The organism is Streptomyces sp. NPDC102441, assembly GCF_044765585.1.
In the GTDB taxonomy this organism is placed as follows: Bacteria; Actinomycetota; Actinomycetes; order Streptomycetales; family Streptomycetaceae; genus Streptomyces.
Window position 1 is genome coordinate 54470 of sequence record NZ_JBIWKH010000016.1, and the last position, 14847, is coordinate 69316.

Below are 14847 nucleotides of genomic sequence, written 5' to 3' on the forward strand. Positions count from 1 at the left end.
CTTTACATCAGGCAAAACGGTCCTACACAACAAGGTGTCAGCACCTGACGCGTCTCGGTGACACGATGACGCGGTGACCTACGCACGCCTACCCTCACAACAGCCTCCCATCCAGGTCATCGCCCACCGCGGCGCCTCGGACGACGCCCCTGAGCACACCCTGGCGGCGTATCTGAAGGCCGTCGAGGACGGGGCGGACGCCCTGGAGTGCGATGTCCGTCTCACCGCGGACGGGCAGCTCGTCTGTGTGCACGACCGCAGGGTGAACCGCACGTCGAACGGCCGGGGCGCCGTCTCCGCCCTGGAACTGGCCGATCTCGCCGCGCTCGACTTCGGTTCCTGGAAGGACCACGAGGAGTCCCCGGACTGGGACCCAGTGCCGGGTGAGCTCACGTCCGTACTCACCCTGGAACGGCTCCTCGAACTGGCCCACGACGTCAGGGCGGGCGGGCGGCCGCTCCAGCTGGCCATCGAGACCAAGCACCCCACACGCTGGGCCGGGCAGGTCGAGGAGCGGCTGCTTCATCTGCTCAAGCGGTTCGGCCTGGACACCCCGCCGGCGGACGGACCGTCCCCGGTACGCGTCATGAGTTTCTCCGCGCGGTCCCTGTACCGCGTCCGGGCCGCCGCCCCCACCCTGCCCACCGTCTTCCTGATGCAGTTCGTCTCACCCAGACTGCGCGACGGTCGGCTCCCCGCGGGGGCACGGATCGCAGGCCCGGGGATGCGGATCGTACGCAATCACCCCGGGTACATCGAACGGCTGCACCGGGCGGGGCACCGGGTGCACGTGTGGACCGTGAACGAGCCGGAGGACGTCGAGCTCTGCGCGCGCCTCGGAGTGGAAGCAATCATCACGAACCGCCCGAAGCAGGTTCTTTCGCAACTTGGCCGCTCTTAACATCAGTTACACGGGGTGCACCGGCGCATTCGCTCCGCAATCGATCGTTACGAGTGCATCACTGACAGGGCTTTGGCCGGTTTCCGGCGCAGCCCAGGGGGGCATCCAATCCGTGGCGTGGGGCGAAGGAGGTCTCGGGGGTGGCGTTTGTGGTGGCACAGGAAGTGCCCGCGTCGTCGAGCATGGCCGTTCCCCATGGCCCTGTGGGCGTGGGGCAGGCGCGGCACCGTATGCGCGAGCAGCTGCGCAGCAACGGGGTCCCGGACACCGTGGTCGACGACGCTGTACTGATCCTTTCCGAACTTCTCAGCAACGCCTGCCGGCACGGCAGGCCGCTGGGGCAGCAAGCAGAGGTGGGGGACGGCGACATCCGCGCCGCATGGCGCGTGGACAGAAGGGGTGACCTGACCGTCGAGGTCACGGACGGCGGAGGGCCGACCAGGCCGGTCCCGGCCACACCGTCGGTCACCGCACGTGGTGGGCGCGGACTCAACATCATCAGTGCCCTCGCCCAGGAGTGGGGCGTACGGGACGACGCCGTAGGTGAGGTCACCGTCTGGGCCCTCGTCTCCGCGGGCCACGGACACAGCGGCTTCACGGCCGGGGCTCTGGGCCCCTCGAGGTCCACCCGCCGCGAACGGCCCGGGCTGAACGGACTGGACGGGCTGAAGGGGCTGAGCGGATTCGGCTCGCTCGACGGACTGGAACTCGCCGACGTTCTCGACGCCTTCGACGACGCGGGCTGAGAGCGGCGCGGCGCGCGACACGGTGGAACGGGCCGCGAGGGCGCCACGGCGGGTGTGCCCCGGCTATGACAGGGACGGCTAGGCTCGCGCCCGAGACCGCACTGTCGCAATCGGGAGATCGCCCACCATGGCCAAGAAGCGCCCTCAGTCCAAGGCCGGGAAGCCGCAGCTCAAGGACGGTGAAATCCCGGTCGTAGGGGCCCGTGAGCCCTGCCCGTGCGGTTCGGGCCGCCGTTACAAGGCGTGTCACGGACGCGCCGCCGCCCACGCCGTGACCGAGCTGGTCCAGCGCCCCTTCGAGGGAATCTCCGGGGAGTGCGACTGGATCGCGCTGCGCGAGCTGGTCCCCGCCGCCACCGTCGAGCTGACGCTGAAGAGCGGGCTTCCCGAAGGCGTGCCGTCCGTGACGCTCGCGACCGTGCTGCCGATGGCCTGGCCCGCGCTGCGCCGGGACGACGGCTCCGTCCTGCTCGCCCTGCAGAACGACACCTCGTCCGGCGACCTCAGCCGCGATCTCGCGGACACCCTGCAGCGTGCGCTGGAGGCCGACCCCGGTTCACCGGTCACCGCCCGCCGGGTGCCCGCCGACGGGCCCCGCCTGCAGGACGTCCTCGACCCGGACGCCGCTTTCGAGCCCGTCGTGCATCCCGGATTCGAGTTCTGGGTCCCGGACGCTTCGAACGCCACGGCGGAGGTGTCCGCATCGCTGGAGCGCGCCAACGCGGCTGCCATCCCCACCACACGGCTCTCCGGTGTGGACGCGGCCTACTGGTGCGAGACACCGGAGAAGAACCACCTGCGCTGGGTCATGCCGCACCCCGAGGAACAGCTCCTCGACGCCCTCGCCCGGCTGCACGCGGCGGGCACCTCCTCGCTCGGCGAAGGGACCCGTCTGGTGGGCTCGTTCCGCGCCCATGGGCTCATGGTCCCGGTCTGGGACCTGCCGAGCGCGATGGGGGCCGAGGAGTGCGAGAAGCCCGCGGCGCAGTTCGCGGAACGGCTCACCGGGGCACTCGCCTCGGACGCTCCGCTGACGGCCGAGGAGCGCCGGGCGCGCGGAGGGCTCACCAACCGCCAAGTGACGCTCAGCTGACAGTGACGAGAGCCGGGGCAAGGCGGTGACACCCGTCACAACTCCCCGTATCCGTCGGTAAATCGGTGTCCGAATAGACGAGATCGAATTTGCTAACGGCAGATCTCTTGTTACGGTTCTGGAAGTCCGGTCGCTGGTGCATCCCCCGTCGCCAGCGGCCGGGCGTCCTCGTTTCCGGGCCCGGACGGCCAGGGCGCACGCCGGAGCGCTCGGCGCACCGGCGGCCTGCGGCGACTGCCCGCCGCCCATCCGCCTCTCACCCGCGCGGATCGGTTCCCCCACAGGCCGACGCCCCGTCAACTCCTGTGTACGAGGCCGGGCTCGGCCCCGCGCGCGCCCGGAAAACCCGCGCGCGCACCCGGAGCACCCGTCGTGCCGGGCGTTCGCTTTCGGACAGAAATCCAGGATGCTGCCGGGCACCGGGAATGAGCCCGCAGCACCTGGGAAACAATCACACCGGAACGACCACGCGCACCGTTTCCGCAATGCGTGGAAAGGCCGCCGGAAAGCCTGCGAGCACCGGCTTTTGCGAGCATGCAATTACATCTGCCGCGTGCACCCCGCCCTTCGGGTGCCCCGGGAACCCGGGCGACGCGGAACCCGGACGACGCGGAACCCGGACGACCCCACACCCCTGAACGAGTGAGCGCCCGCTGTTCCCGCGTCGGTCAGGGCCTCAAGGCCCCTGGGCGCCGGCCGCTCAGTAGGTGAGCCGGCTCCCGCCGTCCGGAGCGCTGTTGCTCGCCTCGACGAGCGCGTCCAGGACGGATTCCACATCCGGAAGCCATGGCGGGGCGTTCCGGGCCTCCGGCGCGCGCTCCCAGCGCACCTGCCCCGTGCCCACCTCGGACGGGGGCAGGATGAGATAGCCGCCCTCCCCGTGGAACCGCAGAGAGCTGGGCACCCGGTCCTTGGCGTGCAGCAGCTCGCCGAGCCGTTCCAGGGTGTAGGGGGCGACCAGCAGCGACCACCGGGTGGGTGTCGCCACCACAGGGCCGAGCCGCAGCCCCATGCCGTCGAGCGCGGCCAGCGCCCGGGCACCGGCGACGGCCGGCAGACTCAGCGCGCAGGGCGCCTGGCCACCCGTGGCCAGGACGACGGGCGCGGTGGGCCGGTTGGTCCACCACCAGCGCACCATGCGCTCGTCGGTGGTCGCCGCCAGGAGACCGGGTTCGAAGGGGTGTGCGCCGGGCACGGCGCACTCGGGGTCGGGACAGGCGCAGCCACGGCCGCGTCCGCCGCGTACGGCTCCCGTCGTCAGGCCTGCTCCGGGGAGCACGGGCCAATTCCGGACGGAGGCACAGACCAGCGCCGCGTCGAGCTGTGCGGAGCTTTGCTTGCGCCGGGGCCGGTGCCTGCGTCGCCTTCCGAGGATCTCGCGCATGAGCGCTCGTTCCTTTCCGTTGAACGCCGAGGTCCACATCACACCACGCGCTCGTTACAGCACGTGTGCGTCTCTTCGCTGTGCGTGCTTGCTCATCGGGTCTGCGGTACGGACAGTTAGTCGGTGCCGAGCGTGAGCCGAGCCGAGCAGAGTGGAACCGAACAGAATGGAGCTGAGCCGAGTCGAACCGAGTTGAACCGAGCCGAGTCCAGTCAAAACATCGCGCGGCCGGCGTGCGCGGTGCGCGTGCCGTCCCTTGTGCAACCCCGCCACTCGGGGGGTGGGCGGGCGGCCGTCATCTGTAAGGACGCCCGGGCTCGCTGTCGGGTTCCGGGGCGGTCGTAACTGCCCCCGGCCATCCACGACTACGTACCCCGCATGACCGGGATGACGCTCCCTCCGGCATTTCACCCCGAGGGCGTTCCCTGTCGAGCGCCCCCAGTCGATCGCAAAAACCGGCCCGGGGGTGCATTTTTCGGCCAAGTTACCTGTCGCGTGGACACCATAAATACCGTAAGGACAATGCTGGACATCACCTCAGTTGTGCGTGTAGATGTGGGTGTGTGTACATGTGGTTGCACCGATAGCGGCGCAGAACGACATGGGGGTTTGCGATGCTATTCGACAGAACACACCAGTCGGAAAGCCAACTTCCATGAGCGCCCCCCACCTTCCGAAAGTGGCTGGAATCGACCCCATGGTTCCCGTTTCAACGCACACTGCCGCACCCACGGAAGGCGCGCCCTCCGCACCGGGAGCCTTCCTCCAGGACCGGCTGGCCGGCTGGGTCTCCGACCTCACCACGCTGCACGAACTCACCGAACGGCTGGCCGGGACCAGCACCCTGGACAGTGCCCTTCATGAACTCCTGGGCGCCGGAGCAGCGCTCGTGGGCGCCGGCCGCGGGCTCCTCGTCCTCGAACCCTCCGACGGCGGCGGGCCGTCCCGCACGGTCGGGCTCGGTCTCGCCCACGCCGATCTGGGGCACATCGAGACGGTGCCCCGCAGCGCCACCGCGTACGGCCGCTTCCTCGACGGCCTCCCGGATTCTGACTCCCCCCTGGCCAGTCCCGACATCCTCGGCGACACCGGCCTCGACCCCCGCTGCCGCGAGGTCGCCGCCCGGCTCGGATACGCCGCCAGCTACGCACAGCCCCTCGCCACCCGAACCGCCGGCCGGCTGGGTGCGGCCGTCTGGCTCTACGACGAACCGGCCGAACCGCTGGAACGCCAGTGCCATCTTGTCGGGCTGTACGCGCGCTACGCCGCCGAACATCTCGCCCGGCTGCTCGAACTCGAACGGGCCAGGGCGGACGCCGCCGCCGTCGCCGAGGAACTCCTCCCCAGCAGACTGCCCCGGATTCCGGGCGTACGCCTGGCCGCCCGGCGCCGGGCAGCACCCGGAGGAGGAGGCGACTGGTACGACGCGCTGCCCCTCCCGGACGACGCCCTCGGCCTGGCCGTCGGCTCGGTCGGAGGCTCCGGCCCGGCCGCCCTCGCCGCCAGGGGCCGGCTCCGCGCCGGTCTGCGGGCCTACGCCGTGATGGAGGGTGAGGACCCCGTCGCCGTACTCTCCGATCTCGAGCTGCTGCTGCGGCTGACCGAACCGTCCGCCACGGCGACCGCCCTCTACGCGTACTGCGAACCCGGCCGGCGCACGATCGTGCTCGCCGGTGCCGGGCACACCCCGCCGCTGGTGACCGGCGAACGGCGCACCGAGTTCGTGGAGACGTCCCTCTCGGCACCGCTGGGCATGCTCTCCTGCTGGGAGGCGCCGAGCGTGGAGTTCACCCCCCTGCCCGGTGAGACGGTGCTGTTCTACACCGACGGGCTGCTGCGCCGCACAGGAGACACCAGGGACCGGGCGTTCGCACGGCTGCACTCGGCGGCGGCCGCTGTGCCGAAGGTCCTGCGCCAGGACCCGGGAGCTGTGGCGGACCACATCCTGCGGACCGTCCTGCCCGACGGCGCGAACCGCGGCGGCGCCGAGGATGTCGCCCTGCTGGCCGCACGGTTCGACTGAGACCACAGCGCTCCGGATGTGTAAGAGGTCTTCCGGCACTGGGCCCCCTTCCGTACGCCCGTACGATGGAGAGGGCCCAGTGTCGTACAAGGAGGACAAAACGTGTCTGAGGAGCTCGCCCCGGAGACCCCGGAAGCAGCAGAAGCAGAGCCGATCAAACAGCGGAAGAACGGCCTGTACCCGGGCATCTCCGATGAGCTCGCGGAGAACATGAAGTCCGGCTGGGCCGACACGGAGCTGCACGGCCTGGAGCCGATCGCCCAGGCCTCGTACACCGCCGAGCGCCGTGCCGCGCTCTCCGCGCGCTTCCCCGGCGAGCGGCTCGTCATTCCCGCGGGCAATCTGAAGACCCGATCGAATGACACCGAGTACGCCTTCCGCGCCTCCACCGAGTACGCGTACCTGACCGGCGACCTCACCCAGGACAGCGCCCTGGTCCTCGAACCGGCCGCCGAGGGCGGGCACGAGGCCACGGTCTATCTCCTGCCCCGTTCCGACCGTGAGAACGGCGAGTTCTGGCTCGACGGCCAGGGTGAGCTCTGGGTCGGCCGCCGCAACTCCCTCATCGAGGCCGAGCAACTGCTCGGCATCCCCGCGAAGGACGTCCGCGAACTCCCGGCCGCACTGACCGCGGCCACCGGCCCGGTGCGCAACGTCCGCGGACACGACGCGGGCATCGAAGCCGCACTCACCGACAAGGTCACCGCCGAGCGCGACGAAGAACTGCGTGTCTTCCTCTCAGAGGCGCGTGTGGTCAAGGACGCGTTCGAGATCGCCGAGCTGCAGAAGGCCTGCGACGCCACGGCGCGCGGCTTCGAGGACGTCGTCAAGGTGCTCGACAAGGCCGAGGCAACGAGCGAGCGCTACATCGAGGGCACCTTCTTCCTGCGTGCACGCGTCGACGGCAATGACATCGGTTACGGCTCGATCTGCGCGGCCGGCCCCCACGCCACCACGCTGCACTGGGTCCGCAACGACGGCGCGGTCCGCTCCGGCGAGCTCCTGCTGCTCGACGCGGGCGTGGAGACCGACGAGCTCTACACCGCCGACGTGACCCGGACGCTGCCCGTCAACGGCACGTTCTCGCCGCTGCAGCGGAAGATCTACGACGCGGTGTACGAGGCCCAGGAGGCGGGCATCGCGGCTGTGAAGCCCGGCGCAGCCTTCCGCGACTTCCATGACGCCGCTCAGCGGGTCCTCGCGGAGAAGCTGGTCGAGTGGGGTCTGCTGGGCGACCTGACCGCGGAGAAGGTCCTGGAGCTGGGCCTCCAGCGCCGCTGGACGCTGCACGGTACGGGCCACATGCTCGGCATGGACGTCCACGACTGCGCCGTCGCGCGCACGGAGTCGTATGTCAACGGCACCCTGGAGCCCGGGGTCTGCCTGACGGTCGAGCCCGGACTGTACTTCCAGGCCGACGACCTGACCGTCCCCGAGGAGTACCGGGGGATCGGCGTCCGGATCGAGGACGACATCCTCGTGACCGAGGACGGCAACCGGAACCTGTCCGCCACGCTGCCGCGCCGGTCCGACGAGGTCGAGGCGTGGATGGCGCGGCTCAAGGGCTGACACGGCCGGCGCGTAAGGCCGCGCCCCGTGCGCCGGAGGGCGCGCTGCTCAGGACACCATGAGCAGCGCGCCCTCCCGCCATTTCAGGACCTTGTCGAAGCTCACCACCGCGCCGTACCCCGGCCGGTTCACGAAGTGGACGTGATCGGCGAGCTCCTCGATCAGACAGAGCCCACGCCCGCTCTCAGCCGTGACCGGAGGGCGCACCGCGGTGCGCGGGTGCGAGGGATCGCCCGCCAGGTGAGCGGCGGACGGCTGTGCGGCGGTGCGAAGCGTGCGCCGGGAGGGGAAACCGGGCCCCGAGTCGGCGACTTCGATACGGCATTTCTCGCCGTCCAGATACGCGGTGACCCGGTACTGCCCGCAGGCGTGTCCGGGCTGCCCGTCACCGGCGGGCACGGGGGCCGCGTCCCCGGCCCCACCCGCGTCCCCTCGGTCGCCGCCGTGTTCGACGGCGTTCGCACAGGCTTCGCTGAGCGCGACCGAGAGGTCGTAGGAGATGTCCGGATCCACCCCCGCGGTCTCCATGGTGCCGAGCAGAAAACGACGGGCGAGCGGAACGCTCGCGGCTTCGCGCCGCAAATGGAGTGACCACCACATGCTCATGCTCCAGCCTCCTGGCTGCGGCTCGACATACCGTTACGTATTGCCGCCATCAGCGCTTCGTAAGCACGGATCGGCCATGACAGCGCTCATTCGGCGGATGCGGATATTCCGTCCACGGGTGTATGCCCGCCCGGATCGCGGCACCGGAGCGGCCGTGAACAGGTACAACACCCCCTGATCACTCCCTATCACTCCCTATCGCTCCCTGATCGGGACGGATGCCGACCTTCCGGACCTGCCGTACGGAGACAGGTGGCTCAGTGGGATGATGACCCGGCCATGTCTATGCCTGTCGCACGCGCCGGAGCCGGTATGCGGCTTTTGAGGACCGCGGTGTTCACCGCGGTCTGCGTCGTGCTCGCCTCCGCCGGACATGGCCTCGCCGCAGGCGTGGGTGTGCCCGGCACGAGTCTGCTGGCCGGCTTCGCCGGAGTCTTCGCCGTCGCGGTGGCACTCGCCGGGCGTGAGCGGACCCTTCTCTCCATCACCGCCGCCCTCGCGGCCGGACAGGTCGCCCTGCACATCCTCTTCGGGCTCGGGCGGCACGCGCCGGCGCCCGCGGCAGGGACCGGGGACGACTCCCTGATCCACTTCGCCGCAGGGCTGGTGTGCGGTGCGGGACCGGCGCAGCTGAGCGCGGGCGAGGCCCACCGCATCGTGACCACCGCGGGCCTGGACCCCGCGACGGTGGCCCAGGGGCACTCACATCTGGCGTCCGGAGCGGCAGCCGCACCGGATGCGGCTCCGACGCTCCTGGACACCATGATGTCCGGCCTGCCCAGCCTCCCCATGGTCCTGGGGCACCTGCTCGCCGCGCTCGCCACCGGCTGGTTGCTGCGCCGCGGCGAGATCGCGCTCTTCCGGCTGGCCAGGCTCTCGGCGCACGGTGGCCGGCAGCTCGCGGCCGGAGCCAGGCTGCGCGCGCTACGGGCGGCGATGGCACTCGTACGCGCTCTGCGTGCGGGACTTCCGGGCCGGGCCACGACCGGGCCGCACCCTCTCCGCAACGCCGTCGACGCTCCCGCGCCGGCCACCGGGGACCCTCTGCAGCACATGGTGATCAGGCGCGGGCCGCCACCCGTATACGTACGCGCAGCCTGACGCGGCCCCTCCGCCTGGATTCCGGTGAGGTGGCCGTGATGCCGTCGCGCCTCCGCGCGCCGGACCACCTTTCCTCGTGTCCTGTGGAGTGATCCCTGCCATGAACATTTCCCGCATCGCACTCGCCGGCGGCGTCGCCGCGTCCACCGTCCTGCTGCTCGCCGGTACGGCCTCCGCGCACGTCAGCGTGCAGCCGCAGGGCGAGGCCGCCAAGGGCGGCTACGCCACCGTCAACTTCAAGGTCCCCAACGAGCGCGACAACGCCTCCACCGTCAAGCTCGAGGTCAGCTTCCCGACGGACCACCCGCTGGCGTCCGTCAGCCCGCAGCCGGTGGCGGGCTGGAAGATCGATGTCACCAGGAGCAAGCTGGCCAAGCCGCTCGAGGTGCACGGCAAGAAGATCAACGAAGCCGTCTCGAAGGTCACCTGGACCGCGGAGGGCGACGGCATCGAGGCGGGCTTCTTCCAGCAGTTCCCGCTCTCCGTCGGGCAGCTGCCCGAGGACGCCGACCAGCTCGTCTTCAAGGCTCTCCAGACGTACAGCAACAAGGAAGTCGTGCGCTGGATCGAGGAGCCCACCGAGGGCGGCGAGGAGCCCGAGAGCCCGGCTCCCGTCCTCGCGCTGACCGCCCCGGCGGACGACGCCCACGGTGCCGCCGCGGACGCCAAGAGCGGTGAGGCACAGGAGACGAAGGAAACGGCCTCGGCATCCGGTGAGGCGTCCTCGAACACCGACGGCACCGCCCGTGTCCTGGGCGTCGTCGGCATCGTCGTCGGTGTCGCGGGGGTCGCCTTCGGTGTCCTCGCCGGCCGTCGCCGCAGCGCCTGAGCCTCCAGACCCACCACCCGTATTCACAGATCAGGAATCAGCTCTCCATGCACAGCAAGAAGACGGTGCTGGCCGCGGCGTTCGCCGCCGTGGCCGCACTGACCCTGTCGGCCTGCGGCAGCGGCGGAGACTCGGCGGACAACTCCGTCGCCGAGGTCTCCTCCGGGACCGAGTCCAAGCCCGCGACCGTGCTCGACCAGCCGTTCACCAAGCCCGACCTCGTACTCACCGACACCCACGGCAAGAAATACGACCTGCGCGAACAGACCAAGGGCAAGCCGACACTCATCTACTTCGGCTACACCAACTGCCCCGACGTATGCCCTCTGACCATGAGCAACATCGCCGTCGCCAAGCGGGCACTGCCCAAGGCCGACCAGGACAAGCTCCAGGTCGTCTTCGTCACGACGGACCCCGAACGGGACACCCCGGCATCCCTGGGCAGCTGGCTCAAGGCTCAGGACCCCGACTTCACCGGTCTCACCGGGGACTTCCCCACCATCCAGGCGGGAGCGCGGCAGATCGGCATCGGCATCGACGCACCGAAGAAGGAGAAGGACGGCACGATCGTCTCGATGCACGGCGCCCAGGTCATCGCGTTCTCCCCGAAGACCGACAAGGGGTACGTGCTCTACAGCGAGGACACCACGGCCGAGGACTACACCGAGGACCTCCCGGAGCTCGTCAAGGGGGAGACCCCGTGAACCGCCGCACGGCCGTTGCCGGCGCCCTGGCCCTCACCACCGGGCTGACGCTGACGGCGTGTTCCTCGGACGGCGTGCCGCAGCTGGAGGTGACCGGGGCCTTCATGCCACAGCCCGTCAGCGACATGGCGGCCGGCTTCCTCCTCGTGAAGAACAGCAGCGACGCCACCGACCGGCTCACCTCGGTGACGAGCTCCCTCTCGGACCACGTCTCCATCCACGAGACGAAGAACCGGACGATGCGGATGGTCACGTCGTTCGAGGTGCCCGCCGGTGGCGAGCTCGATCTCGAACGCGGCGGCAACCACATCATGTTCACGGAGCTGAAGCAGCAGCCCAAGCGGGGAGAAACGGTCTCCGTGGAACTGCACTTCGAGAAGGCCGACCCCATCACGGTCGACATTCCCGTGAAGGAGACCACCTACAACCCGAAGAAGAGTTGAGGTACTGACACCCATGACGGCCACCGCCCCGCGCTTCGGGCCCTCCCCGATACGACGGCCGCTCGCCGCGGCCGCGCTCCTCGCCACGCTGATCAGCCTGCTGTTCGGTCTGGTGCTGGCCGGCGCGAGCCCCGCGTCCGCGCACGCCGCTCTCACCGGGAGCGACCCCCAGGACGGGGCGGTGGTCGCCACCGCGCCCAAGGACGTCACGCTCACCTTCTCCGAGCAGATCGCCATGGACGACGACTCGATCCGGGTCCTCGACCCCAGCGGCAAGCGGGCCGACGACGGCGCTCCCCGTGACCTGACGAGCGGCGGCGCAGTGCGGTACGGCGTACAGCTCCACAGCGGTCTGCCCGACGGCACGTACACCGTGGCCTGGCAGGCCGTGTCCGCGGACAGCCATCCGGTCGCGGGAGCCTTCACCTTCTCCGTCGGCGCCCCCTCGGAGACCACCGTGGCCCTGCCCTCCGACGGCGCCGGCGGCGGTCTCGTAGGGGCGCTCTACGGCATCGCACGCTACGCCGCGTACGCCGGATTCATCCTGCTCGCGGGCGGATCTGCCTTCGTACTCGCCTGCTGGCAGCGCGGAGCGGGCGCGCGGCCGATGCAGCGGCTCGTCGTACGCGGCTGGGTCACGCTCACCGCCGCCACCCTGGCCATGCTGCTCCTGCGCAATCCGTACACCGGCTCCGGCAAGCTCGCGGACGCCTTCGACCTCGACGGGCTCCAGTCCGTACTCGACACGAAGCCGGGCGCCGCGCTGGTCTCCCGGCTGCTGCTCCTGGGCGCATCCGCGCTCTTCATCGCCGTCCTCTTCGGGGCCTACGCCAAGCGTGAGGACGAGAAGGAGAAGCAGGACCTCACCTTCGGACTCGCGACGGGCGGAGCGGTCATCGCCGCCGGGATCGCCGGTACATGGGCCCTGGCCGAGCACGCCTCGACGGGGATCCAGCCGGGCATCGCCATGCCGGTCGACGTCCTCCACCTGCTCGCCGTCGCCGCCTGGCTTGGCGGACTCACCGCGCTGCTGGTCGCCCTGTACCGGACGCCGGACATCACGAGCGGCGCGGTACGCCGGTTCTCCCGTATGGCATTCGGCAGTGTTCTCGTCCTCGCCGCGACCGGGCTCTACCAGTCCTGGCGTCAGGTCGGATCGTGGTCGGCACTGACCGGCACCCGGTACGGGCAGCTGCTGCTCCTCAAGGTGGCGCTCGTCGCCGTACTCGTCGGGGTCGCGTGGATATCGCGGCGCTGGACGGGACGGCTCACCGATTCCACCGGATCCGCATCCGCATCCACCAGATCCGCGTCCGGTCCCACCGAATCCGCGTCCGCATCCACGTCCGGTCCCACCGAATCCGCGTCCGCATCCACGTCCGGTCCCACCGAATCCGCGTCCGCCGACGACGCCGCCTCGGTGGAGGCCTCGGAGACAGCGGCCGCGGTCTCCGTGGCCGAGGGGGCCGTGGCCCCTGAACGCGCCGCCCAGCTCTCCCGGCAGCGTGCCGCGCTGACGGCGACGAAGGAGAAGCGCGACCGGGACGCCGATCCGGACCGCTCCGGGCTGCGGCGTTCCGTGATGGTGGAGACGGCCATCGCCGTGGTGCTGCTCGTCGTCACGACGATCCTCACCTCGACCGAGCCCGGCCGCACCGAGGAGGAAGCCGCGCGCGGCAACACCACGGCGGCACCGGCGCCGGTGACCGGTGGGCAGGTGAATCTGAGCCTGCCCTTCGACACCGGCGGCCAAAACGGCAAGGGGACGGTGCGCCTGGACATCTCGCCCGGCGGAACCGGGTCGAACAGCGTGCACCTCTGGGTCGACGGACCCGACGAACGCCCCCTGGACGTCCCGGAGGTGAAGCTCGCCTTCACTCTGGAGTCCAAGGACATCGGTCCGCTGCCGGTCGCCCCCGACCGCCTCACCGAGGGGCACTGGACCGCGAGCGGCGTGCAGCTCCCGATGGCGGGCGACTGGAAGGTCGCCGTGACGGTACGCACGTCGGACATCGACCAGACCACCATCGTCAAGAACGTGAAGATCGGCTGAGCAGGGTGAGCAAGAAGAAGGACCACACCGGGCAGAACGGCGACACCGCCGTCCGCCGCGACGGATCCGGCCCCGACGGCACGAGCGTCGTCTCCCGGCGCCGGCTGATCGGCAGCGCGGGAGCGGCCGGCGCGGCAGGCCTGGTTCTGGGCGCGGCGGGCGGCGCGGGCGGCTATGCCGCGACGCGAGGGGACGAGCCGGCACCGCTGACCACGGTCGGTTCGACCGAGGCGATGTTTCACGGGAAACATCAAGCGGGGATCACCACTCCGCTTCAGGCCCGCGGACACCTCGTCGCCTTCGATCTGACGCCCGGCGCGGGGCGGAAGGAAGCGGCCGCCCTGATGCGTCGCTGGTCGGCCGTGGCGGAACGGCTGATGTCCGGTGAGCCGGGGGAGAGCGGCGAGGGGCACGACACCGGTGTGGCCCTGGACGCCGGGCCGTCCTCCCTGACCGTCACCTTCGGATTCGGACGAACCTTCTTCACACGCACCGGCCTGACCGGCCGCCGGCCGGCCGCCCTGGACCCGCTGCCGGCCTTCTCCTCCGACCACCTCGACGCCAAGCGGTCGGAGGGAGACCTCTGGGTGCAGATCGGTGCCGACGACGCGCTCGTCGCCTTCCACGCCCTGCGCGCCCTTCAGAAGGAGGCCGGCTCGACCGCCCGGGTGCGGTGGCAGATGAACGGCTTCAACCGCACCCCGGGGGCCACGGACCGTCCGATGACCACACGCAATCTGATGGGCCAGGTCGACGGCACCAACAACCCGAAACCGGCCGAGAGCGACTTCGAGAAGCGGATCTTCGTGGAGTCCGGTGGATCTTCGGCGTACGCCTGGATGGCGGGCGGCTCGTACGCCGTCGTACGGCGGATCAGGATGCTCCTGGACGACTGGGAAGAACTCACGGTCAAGCGGCAGGAACAGGTCATCGGGCGGCGAAAGGCGGACGGCGCCCCGCTCAGCGGCGGTTCGGAGGACACCGCCATGGACCTGGACAAGGCAGGGGCGGACGGCAAACTGCTGGTCCCCGGCAACGCCCATGCCCGGATCTCCTCCCCCGAGAAGAACGGCGGAGCCGCGATGCTGCGCCGCCCGTTCTCGTACCACGACGGCATCTCCGACGACGGCACCCCCGACGCAGGACTGCTCTTCATCTGCTGGCAGGCCGATCCGTTCAAGGGCTTCATCCCGGTCCAGCGCAAGCTCGACCGGGGGGACGCGCTCTCACCGTTCATCCGGCACGAGGCCAGCGGTCTCTTCGCCGTACCCGGAGGTCCCGCGTCCGGGGAGTACGTGGGGCAGCGACTGCTGGAGGCGTGAGAGCGCATGGCCCTCCCGCCCGGGGCCTGAGTCAGGCGCGCCGGCCCCGTCCACCGGCCCATTAGGGTGACCG

The 14847-nt window shown here is 70.5% G+C and carries 13 protein-coding genes; 11 read left to right on the forward strand and 2 right to left on the reverse strand.

Annotated features, from left to right (window positions below; all coding sequences use genetic code 11):
• Window positions 1-73 precede the first annotated feature (73 nt).
• From ACIREO_RS30960 to ACIREO_RS30970, 3 genes are all read left to right on the forward strand, one after another.
• A complete protein-coding gene (locus tag ACIREO_RS30960; RefSeq protein WP_404116173.1) occupies window positions 74-901 on the forward strand; it encodes a glycerophosphodiester phosphodiesterase in 828 nt (275 codons plus the stop codon).
• Between the two features lie 140 nt (window positions 902-1041).
• Complete coding sequence (locus ACIREO_RS30965) at window positions 1042-1647, forward strand: ATP-binding protein (protein WP_404116175.1); 606 nt, start codon at window positions 1042-1044, stop codon at window positions 1645-1647.
• A gap of 127 nt (window positions 1648-1774) precedes the next feature.
• Window positions 1775-2740: a DUF5926 family protein gene (locus ACIREO_RS30970; protein ID WP_404116177.1), complete on the forward strand. Its 966-nt coding sequence runs from the start codon at window positions 1775-1777 to the stop codon at window positions 2738-2740.
• 700 nt (window positions 2741-3440) lie between these two features.
• On the opposite strand, the gene ACIREO_RS30975 is transcribed toward ACIREO_RS30970, so the two are convergent.
• On the reverse strand, window positions 3441-4124 hold the full coding sequence (locus tag ACIREO_RS30975; protein ID WP_404116179.1) for a bifunctional DNA primase/polymerase: 684 nt from the start codon (window positions 4122-4124) through the stop codon (window positions 3441-3443).
• 601 nt (window positions 4125-4725) lie between these two features.
• Here ACIREO_RS30975 and ACIREO_RS30980 point away from each other — a divergent pair.
• A complete protein-coding gene (locus ACIREO_RS30980; protein WP_404116399.1) occupies window positions 4726-6147 on the forward strand; it encodes a PP2C family protein-serine/threonine phosphatase in 1422 nt (473 codons plus the stop codon).
• 102 nt (window positions 6148-6249) lie between these two features.
• Entirely contained in the window at window positions 6250-7716 is a 1467-nt protein-coding gene (locus ACIREO_RS30985; RefSeq protein ID WP_404116181.1) for an aminopeptidase P family protein, read from the forward strand.
• 48 nt (window positions 7717-7764) lie between these two features.
• Here the strand turns inward: ACIREO_RS30985 and ACIREO_RS30990 are convergent, their stop codons facing one another.
• A complete protein-coding gene (locus tag ACIREO_RS30990) occupies window positions 7765-8322 on the reverse strand; it encodes an ATP-binding protein (RefSeq protein WP_404116183.1) in 558 nt (185 codons plus the stop codon).
• 279 nt (window positions 8323-8601) lie between these two features.
• Between ACIREO_RS30990 and ACIREO_RS30995 the strand changes: the two genes are divergently transcribed.
• The 6 genes from ACIREO_RS30995 to efeB all read left to right on the forward strand — a co-directional run bounded on the left by ACIREO_RS30995 (window position 8602) and on the right by efeB (window position 14774).
• A complete protein-coding gene (locus ACIREO_RS30995; RefSeq protein ID WP_404116185.1) occupies window positions 8602-9423 on the forward strand; it encodes a hypothetical protein in 822 nt (273 codons plus the stop codon).
• Window positions 9424-9523: 100 nt separating this feature from the next.
• Window positions 9524-10252, forward strand: coding sequence for a YcnI family protein (locus ACIREO_RS31000; RefSeq protein ID WP_404116187.1), 729 nt, complete (start codon window positions 9524-9526; stop codon window positions 10250-10252).
• 47 nt (window positions 10253-10299) lie between these two features.
• A complete protein-coding gene (locus ACIREO_RS31005; protein WP_404116188.1) occupies window positions 10300-10956 on the forward strand; it encodes an SCO family protein in 657 nt (218 codons plus the stop codon).
• A complete protein-coding gene (locus ACIREO_RS31010) occupies window positions 10953-11399 on the forward strand; it encodes a copper chaperone PCu(A)C (RefSeq protein WP_404116189.1) in 447 nt (148 codons plus the stop codon). The genes ACIREO_RS31005 and ACIREO_RS31010 overlap by 4 nt, the downstream gene beginning before the upstream one ends.
• 13 nt (window positions 11400-11412) lie before the next feature.
• Window positions 11413-13452: a copper resistance CopC/CopD family protein gene (locus tag ACIREO_RS31015; protein ID WP_404116191.1), complete on the forward strand. Its 2040-nt coding sequence runs from the start codon at window positions 11413-11415 to the stop codon at window positions 13450-13452.
• Window positions 13449-14774, forward strand: coding sequence for an iron uptake transporter deferrochelatase/peroxidase subunit (gene efeB, locus ACIREO_RS31020; protein ID WP_404116401.1), 1326 nt, complete (start codon window positions 13449-13451; stop codon window positions 14772-14774). The genes ACIREO_RS31015 and efeB overlap by 4 nt, the downstream gene beginning before the upstream one ends.
• The last annotated feature ends 73 nt before the right edge of the window (window positions 14775-14847 follow it).